24 protein-coding genes are annotated in these 24,489 nt (G+C 70.5%); 14 read left to right on the forward strand and 10 right to left on the reverse strand.

Going from position 1 to position 24,489, the window contains the following annotated elements:
* Positions 1-274 precede the first annotated feature (274 nt).
* The 8 genes from ACH4U7_RS31525 (at position 275) to ACH4U7_RS31560 (ending at position 9,548) form a co-directional block, all read left to right on the forward strand.
* Positions 275-2,461, forward strand: a complete 2,187-nt coding sequence (locus ACH4U7_RS31525; RefSeq protein WP_398531173.1) for a hypothetical protein — start codon at positions 275-277, stop codon at positions 2,459-2,461.
* Positions 2,458-3,948: a Cas10/Cmr2 second palm domain-containing protein gene (locus tag ACH4U7_RS31530; protein WP_398531174.1), complete on the forward strand. Its 1,491-nt coding sequence runs from the start codon at positions 2,458-2,460 to the stop codon at positions 3,946-3,948. Before ACH4U7_RS31525 ends, ACH4U7_RS31530 begins: the two co-directional genes overlap by 4 nt.
* Positions 3,945-4,529 carry an RAMP superfamily CRISPR-associated protein gene (locus tag ACH4U7_RS31535; protein ID WP_398531175.1) on the forward strand — a complete coding sequence of 195 codons (585 nt, stop codon included), beginning with the start codon at positions 3,945-3,947 and terminating at the stop codon, positions 4,527-4,529. The genes ACH4U7_RS31530 and ACH4U7_RS31535 overlap by 4 nt, the downstream gene beginning before the upstream one ends.
* Positions 4,529-5,884, forward strand: a complete 1,356-nt coding sequence (locus ACH4U7_RS31540) for a type III-B CRISPR module-associated Cmr3 family protein (RefSeq protein ID WP_398531176.1) — start codon at positions 4,529-4,531, stop codon at positions 5,882-5,884. The genes ACH4U7_RS31535 and ACH4U7_RS31540 overlap by 1 nt, the downstream gene beginning before the upstream one ends.
* Positions 5,881-7,266 carry an RAMP superfamily CRISPR-associated protein gene (locus ACH4U7_RS31545; RefSeq protein WP_398531177.1) on the forward strand — a complete coding sequence of 462 codons (1,386 nt, stop codon included), beginning with the start codon at positions 5,881-5,883 and terminating at the stop codon, positions 7,264-7,266. The genes ACH4U7_RS31540 and ACH4U7_RS31545 overlap by 4 nt, the downstream gene beginning before the upstream one ends.
* Complete coding sequence (locus ACH4U7_RS31550) at positions 7,263-7,694, forward strand: hypothetical protein (protein WP_398531178.1); 432 nt, start codon at positions 7,263-7,265, stop codon at positions 7,692-7,694. The genes ACH4U7_RS31545 and ACH4U7_RS31550 overlap by 4 nt, the downstream gene beginning before the upstream one ends.
* Complete coding sequence (locus tag ACH4U7_RS31555) at positions 7,687-8,787, forward strand: hypothetical protein (protein WP_398531179.1); 1,101 nt, start codon at positions 7,687-7,689, stop codon at positions 8,785-8,787. Before ACH4U7_RS31550 ends, ACH4U7_RS31555 begins: the two co-directional genes overlap by 8 nt.
* Before the next feature lie 611 nt (positions 8,788-9,398).
* Positions 9,399-9,548 carry an AAA family ATPase gene (locus ACH4U7_RS31560; protein ID WP_398531180.1) on the forward strand — a complete coding sequence of 50 codons (150 nt, stop codon included), beginning with the start codon at positions 9,399-9,401 and terminating at the stop codon, positions 9,546-9,548.
* On the opposite strand, the gene ACH4U7_RS31565 is transcribed toward ACH4U7_RS31560, so the two are convergent.
* The 7 genes from ACH4U7_RS31565 to ACH4U7_RS31595 form a co-directional block, all read right to left on the reverse strand.
* Positions 9,478-10,647 (reverse strand): hypothetical protein, encoded by a 1,170-nt coding sequence (locus ACH4U7_RS31565; RefSeq protein ID WP_398531181.1) that lies wholly within the window; start codon positions 10,645-10,647, stop codon positions 9,478-9,480. The genes ACH4U7_RS31560 and ACH4U7_RS31565 overlap by 71 nt on opposite strands.
* Before the next feature lie 358 nt (positions 10,648-11,005).
* Positions 11,006-11,236 carry a hypothetical protein gene (locus ACH4U7_RS31570; RefSeq protein WP_398531182.1) on the reverse strand — a complete coding sequence of 77 codons (231 nt, stop codon included), beginning with the start codon at positions 11,234-11,236 and terminating at the stop codon, positions 11,006-11,008.
* Positions 11,237-11,418: 182 nt separating this feature from the next.
* Positions 11,419-12,162 carry a DUF624 domain-containing protein gene (locus ACH4U7_RS31575; protein WP_398531183.1) on the reverse strand — a complete coding sequence of 248 codons (744 nt, stop codon included), beginning with the start codon at positions 12,160-12,162 and terminating at the stop codon, positions 11,419-11,421.
* A 10-nt stretch (positions 12,163-12,172) separates the two neighbouring features.
* Entirely contained in the window at positions 12,173-13,018 is an 846-nt protein-coding gene (locus ACH4U7_RS31580; protein WP_398531184.1) for a carbohydrate ABC transporter permease, read from the reverse strand.
* Positions 13,015-14,025: a carbohydrate ABC transporter permease gene (locus tag ACH4U7_RS31585; protein ID WP_398531185.1), complete on the reverse strand. Its 1,011-nt coding sequence runs from the start codon at positions 14,023-14,025 to the stop codon at positions 13,015-13,017. Before ACH4U7_RS31585 ends, ACH4U7_RS31580 begins: the two co-directional genes overlap by 4 nt.
* Positions 14,022-15,296 (reverse strand): extracellular solute-binding protein, encoded by a 1,275-nt coding sequence (locus ACH4U7_RS31590; protein ID WP_398531186.1) that lies wholly within the window; start codon positions 15,294-15,296, stop codon positions 14,022-14,024. The genes ACH4U7_RS31585 and ACH4U7_RS31590 overlap by 4 nt, the downstream gene beginning before the upstream one ends.
* A 172-nt stretch (positions 15,297-15,468) precedes the next feature.
* Positions 15,469-16,488 carry a hydroxyacid dehydrogenase gene (locus ACH4U7_RS31595; protein WP_398531187.1) on the reverse strand — a complete coding sequence of 340 codons (1,020 nt, stop codon included), beginning with the start codon at positions 16,486-16,488 and terminating at the stop codon, positions 15,469-15,471.
* 243 nt (positions 16,489-16,731) lie between these two features.
* Between ACH4U7_RS31595 and ACH4U7_RS31600 the strand changes: the two genes are divergently transcribed.
* Entirely contained in the window at positions 16,732-17,835 is a 1,104-nt protein-coding gene (locus tag ACH4U7_RS31600; protein ID WP_398531188.1) for a substrate-binding domain-containing protein, read from the forward strand.
* Between the two features lie 248 nt (positions 17,836-18,083).
* Here ACH4U7_RS31600 and ACH4U7_RS31605 read toward each other — a convergent pair whose 3' ends face one another.
* Positions 18,084-20,102: a DUF2264 domain-containing protein gene (locus ACH4U7_RS31605; protein WP_398531189.1), complete on the reverse strand. Its 2,019-nt coding sequence runs from the start codon at positions 20,100-20,102 to the stop codon at positions 18,084-18,086.
* Between the two features lie 116 nt (positions 20,103-20,218).
* Between ACH4U7_RS31605 and ACH4U7_RS31610 the strand changes: the two genes are divergently transcribed.
* The 5 genes from ACH4U7_RS31610 to ACH4U7_RS31630 all read left to right on the forward strand — a co-directional run bounded on the left by ACH4U7_RS31610 (position 20,219) and on the right by ACH4U7_RS31630 (position 23,506).
* Positions 20,219-22,219, forward strand: a complete 2,001-nt coding sequence (locus ACH4U7_RS31610) for a heparinase II/III family protein (protein WP_398531190.1) — start codon at positions 20,219-20,221, stop codon at positions 22,217-22,219.
* A gap of 18 nt (positions 22,220-22,237) precedes the next feature.
* The gene (locus ACH4U7_RS31615; protein WP_398531191.1) at positions 22,238-22,510 is read left to right on the forward strand and encodes a hypothetical protein; all 273 of its coding nucleotides are present in this window, start codon (positions 22,238-22,240) and stop codon (positions 22,508-22,510) included.
* A complete protein-coding gene (locus ACH4U7_RS31620) occupies positions 22,507-22,899 on the forward strand; it encodes a type II toxin-antitoxin system VapC family toxin (RefSeq protein WP_398531192.1) in 393 nt (130 codons plus the stop codon). Before ACH4U7_RS31615 ends, ACH4U7_RS31620 begins: the two co-directional genes overlap by 4 nt.
* 131 nt (positions 22,900-23,030) lie before the next feature.
* Entirely contained in the window at positions 23,031-23,132 is a 102-nt protein-coding gene (locus tag ACH4U7_RS31625; RefSeq protein ID WP_398531193.1) for a DUF5133 domain-containing protein, read from the forward strand.
* Positions 23,129-23,506: a TraR/DksA family transcriptional regulator gene (locus ACH4U7_RS31630; protein ID WP_398531194.1), complete on the forward strand. Its 378-nt coding sequence runs from the start codon at positions 23,129-23,131 to the stop codon at positions 23,504-23,506. The genes ACH4U7_RS31625 and ACH4U7_RS31630 overlap by 4 nt, the downstream gene beginning before the upstream one ends.
* 8 nt (positions 23,507-23,514) lie before the next feature.
* On the opposite strand, the gene ACH4U7_RS31635 is transcribed toward ACH4U7_RS31630, so the two are convergent.
* Together ACH4U7_RS31635 and ACH4U7_RS31640 are read right to left on the reverse strand one after the other, a co-directional pair.
* Entirely contained in the window at positions 23,515-24,060 is a 546-nt protein-coding gene (locus ACH4U7_RS31635; protein ID WP_398531195.1) for a Uma2 family endonuclease, read from the reverse strand.
* A gap of 4 nt (positions 24,061-24,064) precedes the next feature.
* Positions 24,065-24,469, reverse strand: a complete 405-nt coding sequence (locus ACH4U7_RS31640; RefSeq protein WP_398531196.1) for an ArsR/SmtB family transcription factor — start codon at positions 24,467-24,469, stop codon at positions 24,065-24,067.
* Positions 24,470-24,489: the final 20 nt, after the last annotated feature.

Here is a 24,489-nt window from a genome sequence, read left to right on the forward strand (position 1 = left end):
CCATGCTGTAATCTCGCTGGCCAGTAAGTGTCCACCCCGCACATGCAGGGATAGCTCCATCACCTAGCGGGTGAAGAAGTACCCGCAAGTGTCCGCCCCGCACGTGCGGGGATAGCTCAGTGTGGACCTTCTCTCGGCGTCGGCCGTCCCGCGGCCCACCCTATTGGTCCCGTCGCCCCGGCCCCAGTGCGGCGAGGCTGATACCGGCAAGCAGCCCGGCCCGGTAGTCTCACGCGAGCGCGGGAAGCGGAGGCTTGTGCTCGGGGGGAGCAGGGTGAGGCCCAACCAGTACGAATCAGGGACCGGGCGATTCGTCAATCCGTACACGTTCGTGCCGTTCCCGAAGCCCGGCGAGTGGTCGGATGACAATCCCTGGCAGCAGCAGCCTGCAGGGCATGACCAGGTCGGGCCAGGCCGGCTCAGCGGGGTGGCCGACGTGGAGATCACCTTGCGCAGCCCGCTGCTGATCCGGGACAGGCCGGACGGGCGACGCGGCGCGGGCGAGGCTGTCGGACAGGGTCGGTTCCCTCGGCGCCGGGTCGGGGGCGAAGGAGACGCCGAGCAGCCGTTCATACCGGGGTCGGCTGTGGCCGGGGTGGTGCGGTCCTTGCACGAGAGCATCGCGGGTGGCTGTCTGCGGGTGTTTCATGGCCACTTCCGGCCTGGTTACCGGGATGTACCCAAGCCGCGGACCGGCTACTGGTACATGGCACGGGTGGAGCGGGTGGACGCCGATGGGCGGCCGACGGAGCTGACGGTCTGTCCGCAGACCACGTGGGTGCCGGCCAGTTGGCTCGGCGAGGTGCTCGGCGGCTGGGAGGGGGTGCGTACGGGGGCCACGGTGCATCTGCGGAGCATGGGCCGTTCGGTCTCTTTCGGTACGTATTTGGGCAAGCCGGTTTCCCGCTTGCAGCTCTCGGATCCGCGTGATGTCGAGCGGGGCGACGACAGTGTCCTGCTGCTGACGGATAGTGGTGTCCGTAAGACGGGGCCGGACGCCACGTACTTCTGTGCGGTCGGCAAGCTCGGCGCCGGCCCGCGCCCGGTGGTCTGGGGGCGCAAGACGGTCTGGGACGACTTCCTGGACGCGGTCGAGGGCAGCGACGACCTGCGGCGCGCACGCAAGGCGGGCAGGTCCGGTCAGGAGGAGACCGAGCCCACATGGATCGATGTTGCCGCCAACTCGAAGCGGCCGGATGTCCTGGTGGGCCGTCGTATCGCCGCGCGCCGCAGGCTCTTCCCCGGCGAGCAGGTGGTGTGGGTGCGGCTCGCCGAGCGGTACCAGGAGCAGAGCCAGGCGTCGGCGCCGGCTCCGGTGTGTGTTGAGGCGATCGTGCTGGCGCAGATCTGGCGGCACAGCGGGGGCGAGCTGCGTGCCCGCGACCGGGTGCCGGATGAGTTGCTTCCCTGTCAGGACGTCGCAAACGGGTTGTGTCCGACGTGCCGGGTCTTCGGCTCCGCGGAGACAGAGGGTACGGATACGGGTGCCGCGACGCAGAAGGCGTACCGGGGGCATGTGCGCTTCTCGGACGCCGTGTTGGTGCCTGGCATCGGGCCGCCTGCCCTGGAGACGTATGCGCTGCCGCCGCTGTCCGCGCCCCGCCCGGGGGCGGGACAGTTCTATCTGCGGCAGCCGCAGAAGAAGGTGCCCGATCCGGTGCCGATGGCCAATCCCCAGCGTGAGTGGGGATCCACTCTGGACGCGCAGCCCCGTCGGCTGCGCGGACGGAAGGTCTACTGGTTGACGGCAGAGCCGTCGAAGCGTCCGTTCTTCCGTGCGACCCGGGATCGCGCGGACGCCTTCCATGCTCTGTACGAGCAGCCAGGCGGCACGAAGAACGCCATGCTGTCCCAGGCCGAGGCGGTTCCGGCCGGAATCAGCTTCCGCTACAGGGTGCGCTTCGAGAACCTGTCCACGGCCGAACTCGGAGGCGTCTTGGCGTCCCTCGCTCCGCAAAGTGTGCTGCCGACGCCGGACGGCCATGGCGGGCCGATCGGCTTCGCCATGGGTGGTGGGCGTCCGCTCGGCTTCGGCAGTTGCACGGCCGAGATCCTGCGGCTGGAGGCGTACACAACTCGCTCCCGTTACGCCACCGCCCCGGGCAGCGACTCCGAGGATTTCTCGCTACACGAGGCGGTGGATGCTTTCCGCCGGTCGGTGCCTCAGGACCAGCGCAAGCGGATCTGGCGGGCCCTGGGTCACGCGTTCTGCCTGGACCGGGTCTCGCCTCACCACGTGTGGTATCCGCCCGCTGGGGAACTGAGCGAGGACGGTGATGGGCTCGTCCTTGAGCACCTGCGCTCGAGCACGGCTTTCTGGCAGTCCACTCGGGGGTTCAGGCATCAGGGCAAGAACCGGGACGACGATGCGCTGCTACCGCTACCTCTGCTCGGTGTCGGCGACCAGACGCTTCCTGTGGTCGCCGACCTCAAGGCTGTGAAACGGCGGGTCGACCGGTGAACGGCAACACCCTCGCGGTGGAACAGGTCTACATCGACGTCGGTTTCCTCCGTATCCAGCGCTACCTCGCCCGGACCACCAAGCTGCGCGGGCGCCGATCCGCCAGCGCGGGCATGGCCGAGGCGACCAAGAGCGAGGCGATCGCGGCCCGGCTGCCGGACGGATTGGCCCTGGCGAACGAGGAGGCGGGCGTCGCGGACGGGGTCGTGAACCTCCGGCTCGGCGACCCGCGCCCCGAGGGCCAGGAGGAGCGGGTGGAGCAGGTGATCACCGCCGTGCTCGCCGAGTTGCGCACCGAGTTCCCGGCCGCCGAGTTACAGGCCGTGTGGGGCATCGGTGAGTCGTACGTGAGCGCGTACGTCCAGCAGATCGGGCCCCGGACGCACCGGGGAGAGGTACGGCACGACCTTCCGGTGCTGCCGGAGTTCCCTGCGACACGGCTGTGTCCCTTGTGCCGCACCGATCCGGCGACGGAGTCGGCCCGGCTGCCGGAGGCGCCCGGCAAGCCACAGATGGTGTGCGCTGACTGCGCACGCAGGCTGCACCGCCGTGGCGGCCGGGCGGGCATATCGGCGGAGCAGCGGCTGCAAGCGGCCCTCGAACTGAGCGACGCCCCGGACATGTTGGAGGACTTGGCCCCACTGGGCGCAGGCGACACCAAGCGCAACCACCTCGCCACCATCCACATCGATGGCAACGCGGTGGGGCTGTTCTTCAAGCGGCTGGTGGCCGCCGCGTCTGATCGGGCCGAGCTGAGGGATGTGAAGCGGGACCTGTCCAAGAAGCTGTCCGACCTCGCCGAATGCGCACTGCAGTACGGCACGCTGGCCGTGGTCGAGTCGATGGGCGCCGAGGACACCGGCCGCCTTCCGGTCGTCCCCCATGTGCTTGGCGGAGACGACGTGCTGGTGAGCGTGCCGGCCTCGTACGCCTGGGCATTCACCGTGACGTACCTGCGGGTCTTCGACGAGGAGATGCGCGATCTGGTGACACCGATCAATGAACGGCACCGGCTCGACCTGCCGGTGCCGTCCGCCTCGGCGGGAATGGTGTTCGCCCGGCACAGCGAGCCGATGTATCTGCTCGTGGATCTGGCGGAGGAGCGGCTGCGCGCGGCCAAGCAGGGGACCGGCGGGCGGGCGTCCAGTCTGGACTTCCTGGACCTGACAGCCGACGGGCTTCAGGGCGCCGGAGATCCGCCGCTCCCGTTGTCCGTCATCGCCGCTCCGGAGACGCGGCGCGCCCTGGACGGGCTCGCCGCGCTCGGGCAGAGTCACCGGGCCCGGCTGGCCGAAGCACTACGCGATCACGCCGACGACGTCTCGGCCAGGGGGCAGGCTCAGCGGCTCGGCACCTTCAAGGCGGTCGAACCATTTCTGACGGGGCCGGACGGGCGAGCGCCGCGCTGTGGCATAACGCTGCGGCACGCGCTGCGCATCACCAGCTGGTGGCGTACGGGGACCGTACTGGCGGGGAGCGGCTGGTGATCGTCACAATCCACTTCCACGGGCCGTTCCGTATCGGGACAGGAGACTCGCGACCCGGGCTCGGCGCGACCGTGGACCGCACGGAACTGGTCCCCACGACCTCGCTCAAGGGCGTCATGCGGGCCAGCGCCGAGCGCCTGTTGCTTCCGAAGCGCCCGGATGTCGTACGGGCGGTCTTCGGGGCACCCCGGCAGCCATCACCGTGGCACTGGGGTCCGGTGGAGTTCGCGGGCGGCCCCGCGGAGCCTGGCATATCGTCCCGGGCGCGGGTCGAACTCGATCCGCAAACCGGCACCGCCATCCCGTCCCATCTGGTCGTCGCCGAAGAGGTCACCGTCCCGTCGGCCACCGCGCGCTTCGCCGTCGAACGGTTCGACGTACTGCCCGCAGGTCTGGACGAGAGCACTCACCTGGCCGTGCTCGCGTGCGCGGCGGCCGGCGTACACGAACTGGGAGCGGGCCGCAGTCGCGGTCTCGGTTGGATCAGCTGCACCACCGCCGACCCGACCGTGGACGACGAGACCCTGGACGTGCTGGAAGGCCTGCTCGCTCAACCAACACCCGAAGGCGGGACGGGCTGATGCCGCAACTGCGCACCGTGACGCTTACTGCCCGCCAGCCCCTCTCCCTGGGCACCCGCCCCAATCCGGGCACCGCCCTGCTGCGCACCCACCGGCACATCCCCGGGACGGTCCTGCGAGGAGCGCTCGCCCAAGTCTGGATCACCGCCCACGGCAAGCCCGATGCGCTGGCCCATTCCGACCCGCTGCTGCTTGCACGCTTCGTGGAGCTGTTCGAGCGGCACGTACGATACGGCGCTCTGCTTCCGTACGGCTGGTCGCTGGTGCCTCTCTCGGTTCGGCGCTGCAAGTACCGGCGCACTACGGCCTGTTCACAGTGGAGCGTGGACGAGGCGCTGGGCGCCGCCGCCGAGGAATGCGCGGTATGCGAGGGCCCGGCCGAACTGTCCAAGGGCCAAGTGGAGCCCTTTGACCCGTCGGCGGGACGGCTGGTGCGGCAGTCCACCCATGTGGAGCTCACCGAGGACGGCGTCGCCGCCGAGGGACAGCTGTTCACCCGGGAGGCCATCCGCCCCCAAGACGACCACCATCAGCCGAGGCGCTTCCTAGGTCACCTCATCCTGCCGGATGACCTGTCGGCGCGGGCAGATGAATGGCTGAGCGCCGAGCACCAGGTGCGCGTCGGCGGGCGACGCAGCACCAGCGGTCTGGCCATCGTCACCAGCAGCCCCGCCACCCCGGCCCCCGTCGCCACCGGACAGCGGCTGGCGCTGCGCTTCACGGCCCCCGCCTTACTCACGGACGACTGCGGCCTGCCTGCGCTGCGCCCTCAGAAGTCCGAACTCGCGGCGCTGCTCGGCACCGACGTGACGATCGAAAGATCCTGGCTGCGCCACGAACGCGTCGGCGGGTGGAACACGGCGGCCAACCTGCCGAAGCCGGAGGAATTGGCCGTCAGCGCGGGGAGCACCTTTCTCCTGGACTGCGCCCGGCCTCCGGCCCCGAAGCGGATACGGGCGCTGTGCGACCGTGGCCTGGGCCTGCGCCGTAACGAGGGCTTCGGCTCGCTGCGTGTCGACACCGAGCCGTGGTCCGCCCCCACGCACACCCCGAGCCCACCCAGCAGCGTCGCCACCGCGCCCGGCGGCAGCGCCGCCGCGAGGACAGCGGCACTGCTCCACGCCACCGGACACGGGCCGTGGCTGCTGACCAACCTCCGTACGTACGCACAGCAACGGGCCGCAGGCCGGCGCCCCGCTCACACCGACCTGCTCGCCGCGACCACGCTGCGCGGTCTGCGCCCCAGCGACCGGACCGCACTGGAGCGGCTCCTGCTGGATCCGGACCCAGACCTTCTGGGCGAGGTGCTGCGCCACCTCAACCCCCTGGTCAGAAGGGCGGAGCCAGAAGCATGAAAATCCACCTCTACCAACTGACCTTGGTCCTCGACACCCCCGGCGGCGTGTCCGCCCCCGAAAGCCGACGGACCGACTCCGCCCACGCCCCCGCCCTCCCCCTCGCCCGTGACGCCGCCGGCCGACCCCACGTACCGGCGACATCCCTTGCCGGTTCGCTGCGCGCCCACGCCGAGAAGACCACCGGCGGCGAAGCGGCCCGGCTCTTCGGAGAACTACGCCGCGAGCCGGACCACACCGTCGCCACGGCCTCCCCGGTCCGTATCCTCGGCACGAGAACACACCTTCCCGAGGACACCGACACGCTGCGGCGGACGAGTACCGCGATCGACCGGGACCGAGGAGCCGCCGCCCCCGCCACGCTGCGGGAACGGGAATGCCTGCCGCCAGGCACCACCGTCACCGCCTGGCTGCGGCTCGACGACGCTCCTGGCTCCGGCCTGCTCGCCGCCGAACTGGAAGCGCTGTTGCCGTCCTGGCCGGTGCGCATCGGCGGAGCCCAGAGCACCGGCCACGGACGGGCCCGGCTGACCCGCGTGACGCGGCGCGTCCTGGACCTCGCGACGCCGCAGGGCCGACGCGCCTGGCTCACCCGTGGCGGCCCCGCCCTCTTCGAGGGCGGCCAGGTCGTCTTCCCCGGCCCTGTCCACCCCGCGCCGCAGCATGACGCACCCCTGGTCTTCGGCGCCCCGTTCAGCTTCGCGATCAACGACGCCCTCCACATCGGCAGCGGTTGCCGCATCGAGGGCGGCCACCACGCCACGGACCGCAATGAGCACCTGCGCGACCACCTCGGTCGCCCGCTCGTCCCCGGCACGACGTGGAAGGGCCTGCTCCGCAGTCGGTGCGCATTCATCCTGCGCAGCCTCGCGGAACACGCAGCATGCGCCACCCTCACCGGCTGTGGCGCCTGCCCGGTCTGCGCGGCCTTCGGCCACAGTGCCGTGCCCGGGGTGTCCGAGGGCGGGCTGCGCGGGAGGCTGGTCTTCCTCGACTCCCCCGTCCTACAGCCCGACGGCACCCCGGCCGAGACCGTCAGCCGCGACCACGTCGCGCTGGACCGCTTCACCGGCGGCGCGGCGGCAGGGCTGCTGTTCACCGACGAGGTCGTCGAGCGGGGCCAGGTCGCCCTGACCATCTTCGACGAGCCCAGCGACCCGCACGCCGACCCGCTCGACCCGCTTCTGCGCGACGTCCTGCTGCTCGCGCTGTACGACCTGCACACCGGCGCGCTCGGCATCGGCGGACGCACCACACGCGGGTACGGCACCCTCAACGGCACCGCCGACACCGCGGCATTCCTGGAACAAGAAGTCCCCACGGCACGGGAACGCCTCGGCCAGGCGCTCTCCGCCCTCTCCGAGGAGGTGACCGGCGGATGAGGATGACCCTCGAGCGCGTCGGCCCCGTTGAATGGGACACTCTGCGGAAGCAACTACGCGAGGCGGAAGCCCACTGCGCGTGGTCGGACTTCGGCGGCTTCCATCTCGCCGCCGCAGCCCTCCTGCCCGAATCCATCCCCGCCGCCACACACCTCTGGGCCTGGGACGCCGCCCGAGCCATACGTGCCCGCATCGATGTCGAACGGGTCCTGGCGGCGGTACTCCACACCACGCCGCCCCTCGAACCGGTGGCAGGCCCCTTGGCCTCGGTCGAGGTCCAGGTACGCACCGGCCGCCTGTGGGGCGTGGACGATCCCCCCATGGGCTGCCCCGGCAGCCCGCTGCCCGACCAGGAGTTCACGCTCCTGGAAATCGCCGGCCCGTCGCCCGCCGTCTTCGTACGGCAGGAGGCTCTGATACGTGCGTGAGACCTGGCGCCGACTGGCGGACCTGCTCAGCACGCGCAAGGGGGCGGGCACGCTGCTGATGACCGTGGCGGCCTCGGTCGCCCTCGGTGTCGTGCCCAACATCCTGGAGAGCTGGACCCCGAACGTCTGGCTCCTCTACACGGCCTTCGTCATCGGCGTGACCGGAGTCCTGACCGGCTGGTCCATGACTCGCGACCGCGGTCTCGGCATCCTGCTCGCCCTCTACCCCACGTCCCCCTCGGACACCCGGGCCATGGCAATGCGCAACGCGGCGCGCGACCAACACGCGGCCCTGCTCGTCCTCGACCGCGGCCAACTGTGGCCCAGCGACCACACCCCCGTCATGTCGCCGGAGCAGATCACGCTGCTCGGCCGCCTCATCGACGCCCGCTGCGCCGAAGTCCTCAGCGCCGGAGCAGACCTCGCCGACGTCGGCCTCTACCCGCTGATGTCCCTCCAGGACGGCTACCGTCTTGGCCAGGCCCTCCAATCCCTGGGCGGTGGCCCCACCATCGCCCACTACTCTCCGACCGCCGAGCAGGTCGTCCCGGGCATCCGTCTGCACGGCACCCTCCGTCACGCACCCACACCCGTGTCACAAGCCCTCGCCGCCGCTGCCCTCAGGCCCCCAACCGACCCGCTGATCATCCACAACCCAGCGATAGGGCCGGGCCATCCCGGCCACCAACGCCTCGCCCTCATCGTCCGCCTCGCCGGACGCGACCAGATGATCGGCCAAGCCCGCCACGTCGCCGAAACCGGCAACCCTCTCCTCCCCGACGGCCGCCCCACCGGCTACTTCTTCGACCCCGACGACCGCACGGCCCACACCACCCCGTGCGGCGCGGTCGTCATCATCGAGGCGGACGGCAACATCCCCGAGGACCTCAACCACTTCGCGGCGATCACCACCCACATTCGCGCCCAATGGCATACCGCCCGCAATACCTGGTCCGCCGAAACCGGTATCCCGGCGGAGGGCCTCCTCTTCTTCAACGGCCCGCTGACCCTTGCCATCGCCCTCGGCTGGTCCCTCAATGACGGGCCGCCGACGTTCGTGGCACATACGCTTCCGGAGAGGGGTGGGGGATGAGCGACCGACACCGCCGCCCGGGCCAATTCGCCCAACGACCGTGGTAACGTCACAGCTCACGAAGGGTCTGCCCCGCGCAGGCGGGGATAGCTCGTGGTAGAGGGTTGACTGGCTCATGTTTGCCAGGTCTGCCCCGCGCAGGCGGGGATAGCTCAGCCGTCAGCGTCTCGGCGAGGATGGAGTCGACGTCCGCCCCGCGCACGCGGGGATAGCTCCCAGTAGTCGGCACTGCAGGGAAAGGCGTATCCACCCGCCCCGCGTACGCGGGGATAGCTCGTCGACCAGGCAGACCAGCCGCATTCCGAATGTGTCCGCCCCGCGCACGCGGGGATGACCGCTGCCGCCAACCACCCCGCGCTGATAGCGTCGTCCGGCGGTCAGCGGCCACCCGGCCACCCACCGGGGGCTGCTGAGGCGGAGGGAGACGCGACACGTGGGCGGCAGGGACGGCGAGGGCGAGGGGCACGGCGGCGACGGGCACAACGCCGTGTACGGCGGCACCGTGCACGGTGGGTTGATCCAGGCGCGCCTGATCGAGGCGATGAACCTCTACCAGGCACCCCCTCCGCCGCCCCCGGTGCCCCGGCAGGTGCCGCCCGCCGCGCGGGTTCGTGAACCGCGAGGAGAAGCTGGCCGATCTGCATGCGCTGGTCGACCGCGCGCGGTCGGATCCGGCGCCGCCCGTGGTGGTCAGCGGGCTCGGCGGGGTGGGGAAGACGGCGCTGGTGTGCCGTTGGGCCTGGCAGGTGGTGGATCAGTAAGCGGCTCCGGCCGCGGGGCTTCCTCGGGGGCGCGTACATGGTCCGGCAGCAGCCGGTACATCTCCCGCTGGAGGATCCGCGCGGCCTCGCCACGGGCGCCCAGCGTCCGGTCCGTGAGGTGGCTGAGACTGCCCGGAACGTGCTGGTCGAGCGCGTGACGCAGCTGCTGGTGCAGGTCGCCGTCGGGGTCCAGGCGTGGTGCGGCGCGTACGAACGCGGCGGTGGGGGACGCCGGGTCCAGCTCTTTCTCCCCGCTGCCCAGCACCGCGGTGGCGCGGTCGAGGGCCGCGCCGTAGAAGGTGGTGGAGCCGTGGTCGCCGACGACGCAGTCGGCCGCGACCAGCGTGGCCTGCCAGCCCTGTTCCGGCGGGATGACCAGCAGACCGGCGTCCATGGCCGACACCAGCCGGCCCAGGACGCGTGCCGTGCCGTGCCTGGCCCATACGTTGGGGTGCAGCACGACGGCGACGGCGAACTCATCGGTCGGCAGCGCCCGTACCAGCCGCAGCGGAAGGTCCTCGCACGTGCCGATCAGCGAATGTTCGCTCCAGGTGCTGTTGACCACGACGAGCCGACGGCCATCCACCACGCCGAGTGCCTTGCGGTACTCGTCACGCAGGGACAGGCTCCGCTCCATCCGGTCGAAACACGGGTCGCCGACCAGCAGCGCACGGCTCACCGCCGCAGGGCACGACCTGGCCAGACGCCCGATCTGCTCCTCGTGGGACACCCCGATGATCCGGGGGATCACGCGTCCGAAGCGGGTGAGCTCCCGCCGGGAGAGCCCCACCGCCGAGACGGTGTTCCCGGTCGACTCGGCGATCAGGCGGTTGTATCCGGCGCCATGGGGCAGCACCATCAGCGGCGCGTCCAGGTGCCACATCGACCGGTGGACCGTACACGCCACCGCGAGATCGAAGCGCCGCCGCCGCGCTTCCCGCCAGGGCAGGACCGTGGGACCCAACGACGCCAGATAATCCACCAGACCGGCGTCGAACGCCGAGCCGGGGTCGATCGTCAGATAGATCTCGATGTCGTCCGACCGCAGCAGGGGCAGCACATCCAGCAGGCGGGTGGCCGACGTCAGGGTGCGCGCCACGCCCAGGACCGTCGCCCGCGTCTCCCAGGTGTCCCACCGGGAGGACCGACGACGTCTGCGGGACCGCAACAAGAATTCTCCGGACGGCTGTGCACGGGGCAACACGGGGCAATGGGACGAGGTGATCGTACTCAACAACTCCCCGCTCAGGGAGGTTTCGCACGGCCTGTGTCGGTCGCGCAACTCCACCCTCCACCCGCACACAGACACACCTCCGCCGTTGACAGCAGCGGCGGGGGTCCGGTGCTGTCAACGGCGGAGGTGTGTCTGTGTGCCGGTTATTGGTGCGGATTTCCCGCAGAGCGGGTACGTATTGCGGTGCCGGCAGCCTTGATTAATGCGTCGCGATATTCGCGGTTTACCAGGGTTCCATCCAGATTCCATTGCCCCGGGCAACGCAATTGAAGCCGGTGAGTGCGCCCTGCTGGGCGAGCTTGTTACCCAGGGTCTGGCACTCGAGGTAGGACGCGGTCCAGTGCGGACGCAGATTGGTCTCCGCCGAGGCGGTTCCGGCCGCGGCCAGGGGCAGCACCACCACCGCGGTGGCCACCGCGGCCGCGGCCGCGACCTTCTTGCGCAGATTCTTCATGTGCTGTCTCCAATCTCCGGGCGGCAGTGCGCTACCGCCGAATTCAATGAGAATGACTGACACACGGGAGGCTAGCGCGATTCCGACTTTCGCGGCCTCCGTGACAAGCCGGAGACAAGATGAAGACAAGAAATCCCGCAATTCCGCGACGCATAACGACGGCCGCGCGGAAAGGCCGGTTCTCAGGTGTGTTCCTCCGCCGGAGCGACGTGGCCCCCGCCCCGCACCGACTCCAGCATGCCGTCGCAGTCGCGCCATACGACGAACAGCGCGCAGCCCGGCACCACGGCAAGACCCAGCAGCGGAGCCTGGTTGACGAGCGCCAGGGAGACGCCCAGCAGGCCGAGGTTCAGCAGCGCGAGCGGCCAGCGGCGCACCGAGGCGTAGCAGGCCGACAGGAGGGTGTGCCGGGAGACGGTCGGGATTTCGGCCGGGTCTTCGGCCAGGCCGGCCATGGCGACGACTCCGGAGCTGAGAGCGAGGAGGATCACCACGGTCAGCAGCGGCGCCAGGGCGGGCCCGAGGGCGGATCCCCAGAGGGCGGCCAGGTCGGTGGCCGCCACGGCGATCAGCAGTACGAAGGGGGTCCAGCCGAGGAGCGCCCGGGTGAACAGGCGCCGGTAGCCGCGGAACAGGTCGGCCACCGGCGCCCGTTCGTCGTCGGCGGTGCGCCTGAGGTAGGCGAACATCGCGGCGAGGGAGGGGCCTGCCCCGAGCGAGAGCAGGCCGAAGAAGACCGGGTACCGCCAGGGTTGGTGCTCGGCGGCCAGGGCCAGCAGCAGCGGCAGGTTGGTGACCGCCACGCCGAGGTTGACCACCAGGACCCGGTGGACATGGGACCAGATGAGGTCCCAGGAGTCGTGGCCGACGTTCAGCCGGAGCCTGCGGCCGCTCGCCTGCGTGCTCGGTGTGCCCGGTGTGCTCATGCCCTGCGCCTCACTTCATCCCACTGGTGGAGATGCCCTGGACGAAGTACCGCTGGCCGAGCAGGAAGACCACCAGGATCGGCAGCACGGACAGCACCGAGCCGGTCATGATCATCGCGTACTGGGAGCTGTACATGCCCACGAAGGACCGCAGGCCGAGCTGCACCGTCCACAGGTTGTTGTCCGTCAGATAGATGAACGGCCCCATGTAGTCGTTCCAGGTGTTGACGAAGGTCAGCAGGGCGAGGCTGGCCAGCGCGGGCTTCGACAGCGGCAGCACGATCCGCGCCCAGATGCCGTACTCGGTCAGCCCGTCAAGACGCGCGGCCTCGCTGAGCTCGTCCGGGATGGTCAGGTAGAACTGGCGCATCAGGAAGACGCCGAACGCGCCGAACGCCTGGAGCAGGATCAGCGACAGGTGCGTGTTCACCAGGCCCAGCTTCTGCATGATGATGTACTGCGGCACCATGTACGCCTGCCACGGCACCGCGATGGTGGCGATGTAGGCGAGGAAGACGGCGTCGCGCCCGGGAAAACGCATCTTGGCGAAGCCGTAGGCCGCGAAGCTGCCGGTCAGGACCTGTAGTGCGGTGATGACGACGCTGAGGAACAGCGAGTTGCCCATGTAGGTCCACAGCGGGATCGCGGTCCAGATGTCGGAGAAGTTCTCCCAGTGGAAGGACTTCGGGATCCACTGGATCGGGACCGTGAAGACCTCGTTGTCGGTCTTCAGCGAGGACACCAGCATCCATACGAACGGCACGAGGACCGCCGCCGACAGCACCGTCAGCACCACGTACAGCAGGGCCCGGCCGATGATCCGCCCCGGCCCGCCCGGCGGCACGGTCGTCTTCATCGCTCGTTCCTCCGCTGGAATCGGAACTGGGTCACGGTGATGATCAGGACGATGAGGAACAACACCAGGGAGATGGCCGAGGAGTAGCCGAACCGGCCCTGGGTGATGCCCTCCCTGAAGATGAGCTGGGACAGCACCAGCGTGGAGCGGCCGGGGCCGCCCTCGGTCATGACCTGCACCAGGTCGAAGACCTTGAAGCTGGAGACCGTCAGCATGACCAGGACGAAGAAGGTCGTCGGCCGCAGCGACGGCACCGTGACATGCCAGAACCGCTTCCACGCACCGGCGCCGTCCACCCTGGCCGCCTCGTACAGCTCCGCCGGGATGGCCTGGAGCCCCGCCAGATACAGCACCATGTAGTAGCCCATGTCCCGCCACACACTGGTGATGATCACCGCGGGCAGCGCCCAGTCGGTGTCGGTGGTCCACCCCGGCGGATGGGCCATCCCCACGGCCTTCAGCAGCTGGTTCACCGGACCGGCGTCCGGGCTGAACAGCATGTTCCACACCACGGCCACCGCGACGAGCGAGGTGATGTAGGGGAAGAAGAAGGCCGTACGGAAGAAGGCGACACCGCGCAGCTTCTGGTTGAGCAGCACCGCCAGGCCGAGGGAGGCCGCCATGGTGAGCGGGATGTGCCCGGCCGCGTACCAGGAGGTGTTGGTCAGCGCCGTCCAGAAGTTGTCGTTGTCCCACATCCGGCGGAAGTTGTCGAACCCGATCCACTGGGGGGTGTTGTACGAGTTCCAGTCGGTGAACGACAGCAGCAGCGTGGCGACCACCGGAACCAGGGTCAGGGCGGCGAAGCCCAGCAGGTTCGGCAGGATGAAGCTCCAGCCCACCAGCGCGGTACGCCGGCGGCGCCGCTTGAGGGCCGCGGTGTTGGAGGCCTTGCCGGGGCCGCCGACGCCGGAGGTCTTGTCGAGGGCCGTGGCTCCAGCCGTAGTCGTGGCCGTGGCCGAGGCTGCGGCTGTGGCCGCAGCCGTGGCGCCGGAGATCTCGCTCATTCGACTTCGGACTTCACGCGGGATTCCATCTCCTCGATGCCCTTGTCGATGGACTTCTCACCGGACATCACCAGCTCGTGCTCCTCTTTGAGGATCTGGTCGATGTCGGAGGACTTCGGGCTGACCGGCATCTCCAGCTTGACGGTGTCCGGGCTCATGGCCTTCTTGGACAGGTCGTCGTTCGGCATGTCCTTGACGCCGAAGAAGTTCTTCATGACCGCGTCATCCGTGTAGGACGGCACGACGCCGACCTTGGCGATCGCGGCCGCTCCCTTCGGGCCGGAGGCCCACAGTACGAACTTCTTCGCCGCCGCGGAGTTCCTGGCCTTCTTGTTCACCGCGAACGCGGTCGGGGAGCCGAAGGTGACCGTCTTGCCGTTCGCACTGGTCTGCGGCAGCGGTGCCATGCCCCAGTCGACGTCGTTCTTGCCCTCGGCCTTCAGCTGCAGCAGACGGGCGGCCAGCCAGGTGCCCATGGGCACCATCGCGGTCTTGCGGGTGGAGAACATCGCGTCGTAGGTGGTCTGCTGGGTCTTGGCCGTGGCGAACGGCATCACGGCGCCGGACTTCTGCAGGTCCAGTGCCATCTCGTACTGCTTCTTGAAGAATCCGTAGTCGCCGCTCAGCTGGTCCCCGCCGGTCTGCGCGGCGGCGATCGCCTGCACCACCGAGCGCCACGTCTGGTGGTAGGTGCCGTAGACCTTGGCCGAACCCGAACCGGTGGTGAGCTTCTTGGCCAGCTCGGCGTAGTCGGACCAGGAGAGCTTGGACAGATCCGCGCCGCTCTTCTTGAGGAGGTCCTTGTTGTAGAAGAGCACCCAGAAATCCTGCCGGTACGGCACGGCGTAGTAGTCGCCCTTGAGGTCAAAGGCGTCGAGGCCGGAGTACTTGGCCTTGTCGAGCTTGTTGACGTCGGTGGTGAGCGACTGGAGCTGGCCACGCGTGCCGTAGCGGGCGTAGTCGGTGACGTTCTTCATGGTCAGCACGTCGGTGCTGTCACCGCCGGAGAGCATGGTGGTGACCTTGTTGGAGTAGTCGGCGGAGAGGATGTCGACCGGCTGTACGTCGATGTCCTTGTTCTCGGCCTCGAATCCGTCGATCAGCGCCTTGAACTCGGGGGTCTTCTCGTAGTCCCATACCGCGACCTTGACGATGGTCTTGCCGTCGGCGGTCTTGCCACTGCCCTCGCCGTTGCCGCAGCCGACGGCGAGCAGGGACAGCGCGACGGCCGCGGTCAGGCCTCTGACGGGTCCTTTGAGGGTGCGTATCACGGGAGCGGCTCCTTGTGATGAGGGGTTGTGTTGCGGGAGATGCGCTGCGGGAGGTGCGTTGCGGGGGGTGCGTTGCGAGAGGACGTGTCGCGGGGGGGGTGGTGCGAGGTGTCCTGGTGGGGTGAGCGGGGTGCGGGCGCCCGGTGGGTTGGGCGTTCAGGCGCTCAGGCGTTCAGGCGCTCAGGCCGAGCGCCAGCGCCTCCGCGGTGATCTCGGACTGCAGGGGTTCGCGCGCGGTCCACCGGGCCAGCTCGTCCATGGCGTGGTCGGTGAGGCGCCCGATCTCCGTGCCGAGCGAGCCCGCGATATGCGGGGTGATCATCACGCTGGCCTGGTGTCTCAGTGGCGAGTCGATGGGCAGGGGCTCGGGGTCGGTGACGTCGAGGATGGCGAAGAGGCGTCCGGAGGCGCATTCGGCGGCGAGCGCGTCGGAGTCGATGAGACTGCCGCGCGCCGTGTTGATCACGGTCGCGTGATCGGGAAGCAGGCTGAGCTGGTCGGTGCCGATGAGGTGGCGGGTCTCCCGCAGTTCGGGAGCGTGCAGGGACAGCACATCTACGCGCGGAAGCAGTTCCTCCAGCGGGACCAGGGTGGCGCCCGCCCGCTTCACCTCCTCCGCGTCCGCGTACGGATCGGCGACCAGGCAGGTGGTGTCCCCGAGGATCTTGAGCAGGTCGACCACCCGGCGGCCGATCCGCGAGAAGCCGACGATCCCCACGGTCCGGCCGAAGTTGGACAGATCACCGTATCCCGACACCGTGCCCCAGCCCTGGTAGGCGCGTTCCTCGTCGGCGGCGAGGAACGGGGCCTTCTTGCCGGCGAAGATGATGGCCGCCAGGGTGTACTCGGCGACGGGAATCGCATTGGCGTCCGCGCCGCTGGTCACCTGGATCCCCCGGCGCCACACCTCCTCGCCCACCAGCCCCCGCACACTGCCGGCGCAGTGCAGCACCGCCCGCAGCGCGGGGGCCGCGGCGATCCGCTCCGGCGTCAGCTTGGGCGCGCCCCAGGACGTGAGCAGGACCTCCACCTCCGCCAAGCGCGCCCGCACCGCCGGATGGTCGAGGTCGTCGGTCCAGACCGGGTCGCCCAGGTTCACCAGGTCCGCCAGCCGCGCGAGCCGGGCGGAGTCGAAGTGCGCGTCGAAGCTCGGCCTGCTCATGACGACCAGCGCGTTGGGCTTCGTCTGCATCGGGCGTCGAGTCCTTCCCTAGGCCGGTCTGGACCGGCACCGTTGCCATCTGACGCGAAATCGCGAAATCGCGAAGTTGTTATGTCCCGCTAAATCCCGTGTTGCATAGAACACATGGGAACCCGCCGAACACGTTGGAACAGGGATAGTGGTCAGCAGCACATATCCGCTATAGATCGAACACAATCGAAGTGATTCGTTCAGACTCGAACAGGCCATCAGGCCGTGGACCGAGGGGGCCCGATGAGCGCAGACCGACCTTTCGCCCTTCAGCGCAGGGAACGCCTGATGGACGAGTTGCGTCGGCACGGCACCGTACGGGTCCGTGACCTCGCCCGGCTGCTCGACGTCAGCGAACTGACCGTACGGCGCGATATCACCGCCCTCGCCGCCCGCGGCCTGCTCACCAAAGTGCACGGCGGCGCCACCCTGCCGACCGATCTCGACCAGGCCCCGGCCCGTCGGCCCCGCCCCACGCCTGTGCCCTTCACGATCGGCATGGTCGTGCCCTCCCTGGACTTCTACTGGCCGTCGATCGTCAGCGGCGCCCGCTCGGCGGCGGCCGGGCTCGGCGTCCAGCTCCAACTGCGCGGATCGAGCTACGACCAGGCCGAGGACCGCCGCCAGATCAGCCGGCTGATCGAGGCCAAACAGGTCCAGGGGCTGCTGCTGGCGCCCAATCTGGAGGGCAACGGGGTCGACGAACTGATCGACTGGATCAGCAATCTGCCGGTGCCGACCATCCTGGTGGAGCGGCAGACCTCGCAGTGGACGCCGACCCCGCGCCAGCTGGAGTGGGTGCGCAGCGACCACGCGGTCGGCCTGGAGCTGGCCGTACGCCACCTCCACGAGCACGGCCACCGCCGGATCGGTCTGGTGCTGTCCAAGGGCAGCCCGCACTCGTCCCATCTCGCCCAGGGCTGGTTGAAGGCGTGCACGGAGCTCGACCTGCCCAGCGAGTTCGTGGTCCGCGAAAGCGTCGCCCTCGACCAGCCGGGCCACCGGCAGATCATCGAGGGCATCCTCGACCGGTGCCGAGGGTCCCGGATCACCGCGCTGATCGTGCACAGCGACCCCGACGCGATGTCGGTCGCCCAATACCTCGCCGAGCAGGGGTACTCCATCCCCGACGACATGGCCCTGGTCAGCTACGACGACGAGGTGGCCCACCTCGCGGAGCCGGCGATGACGGCGGTCCGCCCGCCCAAGGCCCGGGTCGGCCGGGTCGCGGTCGAGATGATGGTGTCCAGACTCGTGGAGGGCAAGCGCCGCCCGGCGCAGCGCGTGCTCATCCTGCCGGAGCTGATCCTCCGTGACTCGTCGGTCAAACGGGCCCGGGCGCTGTGACGGCGCGGCGGACCCGCCGGTGACGTACGGCCGTTGACGTACGGGGCGTCATCGTACGGGCCGTCGTCGTACGGGCCGTTGACGTACGGGGCGTCATCGTACGGGCCGTCGTCGTACGGGGCGTCGTCGTACGGGGCGTCGTCGTACGGGCCGTCGACGCACGGGCCGTCGACGCACGGGCCATTGACGTACGGGCCGTCGACGCACGGGCCGTCGACGTACCGGCGGGTCGGAGCGGACCGATCCGGTCAGGGAGCCACCGGGGGCACCGCGGGCAGCTCAACGTCGGTGGTGAGACCGTCCGGCCAGGTCAGCCGGGCCCGGTGGCCACCGTCGGGGCCCGGGTGAACGGAGACGGCAGGATCGGGCCCGCCCTGCTCGCTCTGACCACCACCGTCGAGGGTCACCGCAGCCGCGAGCACATCGCCGTACGGCACACCGTCCGTGGCCAGCCACGGCGTCGCGGTCCGGGCGCCGAGCGGGCTGTCGTCCTTCCCGGTGGCGACTCCGCCGCGGTGCAGCCCCCGAAGGCCGCGCAGCGACGAACGCAGGGACGCGGTGCCCGCCTCCGCGTACGGCCCGGCGCCCGCGCGGCCGGTGCCCGCCCACGTCTCGGGCGGGGTGTCGGCCGCGACCGGCCAACCGCCCATCCGCACAGAGCCCCCGCTCCGGCCCGCCGTCGATGCCGAAGCGTCCACCCTGACGAGTCGCACCTCAACCCCCGAGCGCAGCACCGAGGCGACGGTGACCACGGGCCCCGGCGTCGTCGGCCCGGTCCGGCCGGAGCCGTGGTCGGGCGAGTCGTCGGCGCCGCTGTCGACCCAGCGCACCGGCCCCCGGGAGGCGGCGGCGAGCACACCGCCGGGAAGCTCGCGGGCGAACAGCGTCTCGAACCCGGTGCGGTGGCTGGCCCGGCCGTCCTCGTCCAGCAGTACGACCGCGTTGTCGACCGGGTCGGCCGCCGACGCGGCGGTCAGCGGGGGCACGGTGGCGGTGGAGTAGCCGAGCCGTGCGTACAGCGGCGAGTCCGCGCTGGTGTCGCCGGGGAGCGCGTGGTCGGTGCCGTGGTTGAGCACCACCGCGATGCCGTCGCGGCGCCGCGCGGAGACCAGCCAGCCCGGGGCCTCGACGACCCGTACGACGTCCCCGGTCTCCACCGGCAGCGGGAGTTCCGGTTCCGTCCATACGGGGTGGTCCTCGGGCAGCATCAGGCCGAGCATGCCCTTGGCCGCCCAGTACGGCGATGCGGGCCCGGAGTAGGACTGCCGCATCGCGGGCCAGGCGGCGTGCCAGCCGAGGTTGAGCAGTCCGTCCCCGTCGGGGGCTCCGCGTTCGGCGAAGTGCCGGACGATGCCACTGGCCGCGCGGCGTACGAGTCCTGGCGGTTGCCCGCCCGCTCCGGTGATCGCGCCGACCCAGAAGGGCGCGGCGGCGGCGAAGCGGTAGGTGAGGCTGCGTCCTTGCAGCAGCGGGGAGCCGTCCGCGCCGACCAGGCACACCGCGTCGTCGAGGTAACGCGTAAGGTCCGCGGCCCAGGTCTCCCGGAGGGCCGGCGGGCACAGCGTGCCGGTGACGTCGAACAGGTGGGTCCACAGCAGCGGATACAGGTGCAGCGCCCAGCCCGTGTAGTGGTCGAAGGCCCGCTCCTGCCCGTCGCTGAGCCAGCCGCCCGCCCGGCGCAGCGAGGCGTGGACGGCCAGGTCCTCCTCGATGTCGGCGGCCGACCACGGTCCGCCGGCCTCCCGCAGGAACGACTCGACGACGATCCTGAACCAGACCCAGTTGATGGGCGGATAGGGCTGCCCGACGACGGTCCCCAGCCAGTCGATGACCCGCTCGCGCACCCCGTCGTCGAGCCGGTCCCACAGCCAGGGCTTGGTCAGCTGCAACACCAGGGCGATGGAGGCGGCCTCGACCTTGGCCTGGCCGAGCTGATCGGGGCGGGGCCATGCCTCGGGCGAATGCGGATCGGTGCCCGCCGCCAGACCGCGCGCGTACCGCTCCAGCAGCCCGCCGAGCAGCCCGCCGGGGTCCGCGCCCCGCTCCCCCGCGACGCGGAAGCCGGCGAGCAGGAAGGTGCGGGCGAAGCCCTCCAGGCCGTCGGAGACCGCGCCGTTCGCGCTCGCCGGGCCGGGCAGGTCGATCCGGGCTCCCGCCGGGGAGGCGTACGGCTGGGCGGCGGCGAGCATCCGGTCGGCGAGCGCGGTCCAGTGCGCCCTGGTCCAGCCGGTGTACGGGGCGAGGTCCCGGTCCTCGTCAGGCGACACTGCTTCCTCCGGAAGGCGGTGGTGGGTGATGGGTGGGTGGATGGATGGCGTTGCCACCTCACCCCGTGGCATAGTCCCGAGTCAACGATTTCGAACAGAATCGATCAGGAGAGATAATGGGCCTGGTAGAGCCGGAGCCGGAATCCCCCGCGTACCGCTCCCTACGGAGCCGACTGGCCCCGACCCTGACGACCCTGAGCCCCGATCCGCTGGTCGAACTCCTCCGCGATGCCCCTATGCGGCTCCCCGTCCCCACGGTCACCGCGCGCTCGGTGTGGGAGGCGGTGGACGCCGGCACGCGCGAAGGGCTGCTGGAGGAGGCCGCGGCCGAACTCCGCCGGAACGCACCGGTCTTGACCGCATCCGACTGGGCCCGGACGTTCCGGGACGGGGTGCGGACCGCGTACGAGGACTCCGCCCGGCGGCTGCGCGAGCGGGCCACGCTCTTCGTGCTCGCCGCCACACTCACCGGCGAGGTGGCCCCGGTCGACGCCCCACCCGGTGCTGCCCCGTACCTCGACGCCGCGGCCGACGCCCTGATGGCCCTGGCCGAGACCAGCACCTGGTGCTGGGCGCCGCACGACCGCTACGCCAAGGCCCGCGGCGAAGTGCTGCCGGACCCGGACGAGCCGTTCCTCGACCTGGGGGCCGCCGAGGTGGCATCCCTGCTGGCCTGGGCCGACCACGTACTCGGCCCGCATCTGGACACCCGCGTCCCCGGGCTGCGCAGACGGCTCCGGCGCGAGGTGGACCTACGGGTGCTGACGCCGTTCGAACGCACCCGGGACTGGCACTGGATCGGCCTCGACGGGGACGCCCACAACTGGAACCCCTGGATCCATGGGGCCGTTCTCGCCGCGGCCCTCCTGCTGACCGACGACGAGGAACGGCGGGCGCGGCTCGTACGGCTCGTCGTCGAGGGCCTGGACCACTACCTCGCCGTGCTCCCCGACGACGGCGGGATCGACGAAGGCGTCGCCTACTGGTGGCAGGGCGCCGGCCGGCTCCTGGAAGCCCTCGACCTGCTCGCCGACGCCGGCGGCCCCGCGCTCGACGCCCGCGACCTGCCCGTATTCGGTCCGCTCAGCAAGTTCCCGCACCGTATGCACCTCGCCGGCGACTGGTACGTCAACGCCGGCGACGCCCCCGCCCGGCTGTGGCCCGACCAGCCCTGGCACCTGCTCTTCCAGTGGGGCGAGCGCCTGTCCGACCCCGACGTCCGCGCCCACGCCCTGGCATGCGCACGCGGAGGACCGGCCGTACGCCCCCGGGCGGGCCTCGGCCGAGCACTCGCCGGACTCTGCGCCCCACGCTGGCGCCACGCCCTGACCGCCGCTCCCGCCGAAGGCCCCGCCGCCCCCTGGGCGGCACGGGAGACCTGGCTGCCCCGGGTCCAGGTCCTCGTCGCGCGGGAGACGCCGGGCACGGCCGCGGGCCTGACCCTGGCGGCGAAGGCGGGCCACAACGGCGAGCGGCACAACCACCTCGACGTCGGTTCGTACTGGGTCGCCCTGAACGGCCGCCCCCTGGTCGTCGACATCGGCCAACCGACCTACACGGCAGCCAGCTTCGGCCCCGACCGCTACCAGGCATGGCCCCTCCAGAGCGCCTGGCACAACGTCCCCGAGCCGGGCGCCGAGCAACAGCCGGGCCCCGCCCACCGCGCGGACGACGTACGCGTCGACCTCACCCCAGCCGCAGCCACCCTGCACGCCGACCTCGCCGCCGCGTACCCGACGGGCCTGCTGCGCACCTGGCGCCGCTCCTTGCGACTGGTGCGCGCCACGGCGGACACCCCGGCACACGTCCTGATCGAGGACCACTGGACGCCAGATCTCGCTACCCCAGTACTGCTACGGCACATCCTGTCGGGAGCCGTCGAACTGGCCGAGGGGCAGGCACAGATCACCGCCGACGGGCACTCGTTGCTGATCACCTGGGACCCGGAGCGCGCCACCGCCCGGCTCGAACACCACGACCCCGACGACCCGTTGCTGCGCGAGTCGTGGGGAGAGCGGCTGACCAGACTCACCCTGACCGTCGCGGCCTCCTCGGCGGCGGCATCCTCGGCCGGGGAGCCGTTCACCGTCCGGATGGAGCGCTCGAATAACAATTGACTTGTTACAATGAGAGGCATGGCTACCGACCCCTCCCCCGGCGAAGGCCCCACCCGACCGGTGTCCGTGTCCCTTCATGAGGGCACGATCGCCGCGCTCAAGCAGCGTGTCGGCAAGCGCGGCCTGTCCGCCTATGTCGAAGCTCTCATCCAGCGGCAGCTGGAACGAGACCGGCTGCGCGAGTTGATCGAGGACGCCGAGGCCGAGCACGGCCCGGTCGACCAGGCAGCGGTCGAGGCCAAGCGAGCCATCCTGCGCGGCGATATGGCCGACTCGGCAGACGCCGCGTGAGCGGCACCCTCGTCCTGGACTGCGAAGGACTGTCCAAGCTCGTACGACGCGACCCCGAACTCACCGAGTGGCTGACCGCGGCCGAGGCCGAGGACATCCGCGTGGTCGCCAGCTCCGTCACGCTGGTCGAGGCGCGCGACCCCAAGGTGCATCAGGCCCGGTTCGACTACGCCATCTCGCGTATCAACGTCATCCCGCCGACCGAGGCCATCGCCCGGCACGCCAGCAAGCTCCTCGCCACAGCGGGCCTGCACGGCCACAAGTACGCACTGGACGCCATCGTGGCCGCCACCGCACTCGCGTCCCCTTCCCCCACCACCGTGCTGACCTCCGACCCCGAAGACCTCATCACGCTGTGCGGCGCCGACGTCCGCGTGATCAAGATTTGACCGGATGCTTGTCAGACCCCGTCGCCAGCGTTCGCCCGCCTCGACGTGGCACCACGCTCGTACGCCTTCGCCATGCGGGTATCCGAGGTTCCGCTCATTGCTGTACTGATTCCGCGCTCGAAGGAGGCCCCATGCTGATGGCACACCGCGCGGTCCTGCGCAATCTCGTCCAGCAGTACGAAACCCTGCAAGCGCTGAACGCCAAGCTCACGGCGGGATCGGCTTGGCAATGAACGGCTTGCCCCCGCGTGAAAGCCCACTCGGACCACATGACCTCGAGGAAGCGGCAGCCAAGCTGTCCGATCAGCGGGACCGCCTCCGCGCGGAGATCGCCACCGCACGGGAAACCGAGTCGGCCCTCCGCCGCGACTGCGCCCTGGACGCCGCGGACGTCGGCGCGACCACCCTCGCCATCGAGGAGCTGCACACCCGCATCGACACCGCCACCACCCTCCTGGAACGGACCCTCGCCGCGCTCACCCGCATCCAGGACGGCACCTTCGGCACCTGCGCCACCTGCGGCGCCCCCATCGCCCGGGAACGGGTGATGGCCATGCCGCACGCCGAGCGGTGCGTCGCCTGCACCGAGCGGCAGAGTGGGCCCTGAGCGAAGCGCTAGATCTGGCCGAGGTCGATCTCCACCGGGAACGGAGCCGCGACTCTCACCACGCCGGTGAACACGTCCCCGTCCCGATAGGCCCTGATCGCCGGGTCGAGGACGTATGTGCACACCAGCGGGACGCCGGTGGCTGTCTGCTCGATCCGCCAATAGAAGGCGATCCCGGCCTTGGCGTACTGGTCCACCTTCACGATCCGGTCGGTGGTCTCCGCCCCGGGGGACACGACCTCGGCGACCAGCAGCACATGCTCGGGGCGGGTGGGCGTGATGTCGATCGTCTCCGCGCGGTACACGACCACGTCCGGGCGGCGATTGGTAAGCGGCACGTCCTGCAACCGGACATCGAAGTCCGTATCGGCGTTCCAGTCAGGCCCCGCGGCGGCCTCCAGTGCGTTCGCGAGGATACGAGCCAGGCGGTTGTGCCGCTTGGACGCACGAGGGCTCACCACGACCAACCCGTCCACGATCTCGACGCCCGCGCACTGCTCTTCGGACCAGGAGTCGTACTGCTCGGCTGTGATCTGCTCGCGTAGTGCAGCCACGTCGTCAGGCGCCCGGGCCGGCCACCGCGTCACCCTCGGGCTCCGCCGCACCCGCCGGGGTGTCACTCAGCCCGAGGCGCAAGTGTTCCACGTGGTAGAGCGCCTGGTCGAGGAGTTCGGCGACGTGGTTGTCGTACAGCGCGTACACCACGGAGCGCCCCTTGCGGGTGCCGGTCACCAGCCCGAGGTTGCGGAGCAGGCGGAGTTGGTGCGAGCAGGCTGACTGCTCCATGCCCACCTCGGCGGCCAGTTCGGTGGCCGCGAGGGGGCCCTCGCGCAGCCGGGCGAGGATCAGCAGACGGGAGGGGGTGGCCAGGGCCTGCAAGGTCGTGGCGACCTTGGCGGCACCGGCCGCGTCCAGGCGCGCGCGGGGGACGGTGCTGGCGGGGGTTGCGGCTCCATGACCCATGCGGTCATCGTACGCCGCCA

Source organism: Streptomyces sp. NPDC020845, assembly GCF_044334165.1.
Taxonomy (GTDB): Bacteria; Actinomycetota; Actinomycetes; order Streptomycetales; family Streptomycetaceae; genus Streptomyces.

What these genes read in the sequence shown, in the direction of transcription:
- ACH4U7_RS31540 (WP_398531176.1), top strand. Translation starts at nt 4,529, where the DNA reads ATGCCGCAACTGCGCACCGTGACGCTTACTGCCCGCCAGCCCCTCTCC.
- ACH4U7_RS31545 (WP_398531177.1), top strand. Translation starts at nt 5,881, where the DNA reads ATGAAAATCCACCTCTACCAACTGACCTTGGTCCTCGACACCCCCGGC.
- ACH4U7_RS31550 (WP_398531178.1), top strand. Translation starts at nt 7,263, where the DNA reads ATGAGGATGACCCTCGAGCGCGTCGGCCCCGTTGAATGGGACACTCTG.
- ACH4U7_RS31570 (WP_398531182.1), bottom strand. Translation starts at nt 11,236, where the DNA reads ATGAAGAATCTGCGCAAGAAGGTCGCGGCCGCGGCCGCGGTGGCCACC.
- ACH4U7_RS31575 (WP_398531183.1), bottom strand. Translation starts at nt 12,162, where the DNA reads ATGAGCACACCGGGCACACCGAGCACGCAGGCGAGCGGCCGCAGGCTC.
- ACH4U7_RS31580 (WP_398531184.1), bottom strand. Translation starts at nt 13,018, where the DNA reads ATGAAGACGACCGTGCCGCCGGGCGGGCCGGGGCGGATCATCGGCCGG.
- ACH4U7_RS31585 (WP_398531185.1), bottom strand. Translation starts at nt 14,025, where the DNA reads ATGAGCGAGATCTCCGGCGCCACGGCTGCGGCCACAGCCGCAGCCTCG.
- ACH4U7_RS31595 (WP_398531187.1), bottom strand. Translation starts at nt 16,488, where the DNA reads ATGCAGACGAAGCCCAACGCGCTGGTCGTCATGAGCAGGCCGAGCTTC.
- ACH4U7_RS31600 (WP_398531188.1), top strand. Translation starts at nt 16,732, where the DNA reads ATGAGCGCAGACCGACCTTTCGCCCTTCAGCGCAGGGAACGCCTGATG.
- ACH4U7_RS31610 (WP_398531190.1), top strand. Translation starts at nt 20,219, where the DNA reads ATGGGCCTGGTAGAGCCGGAGCCGGAATCCCCCGCGTACCGCTCCCTA.
- ACH4U7_RS31615 (WP_398531191.1), top strand. Translation starts at nt 22,238, where the DNA reads ATGGCTACCGACCCCTCCCCCGGCGAAGGCCCCACCCGACCGGTGTCC.
- ACH4U7_RS31625 (WP_398531193.1), top strand. Translation starts at nt 23,031, where the DNA reads ATGCTGATGGCACACCGCGCGGTCCTGCGCAATCTCGTCCAGCAGTAC.
- ACH4U7_RS31630 (WP_398531194.1), top strand. Translation starts at nt 23,129, where the DNA reads ATGAACGGCTTGCCCCCGCGTGAAAGCCCACTCGGACCACATGACCTC.
- ACH4U7_RS31640 (WP_398531196.1), bottom strand. Translation starts at nt 24,469, where the DNA reads ATGGGTCATGGAGCCGCAACCCCCGCCAGCACCGTCCCCCGCGCGCGC.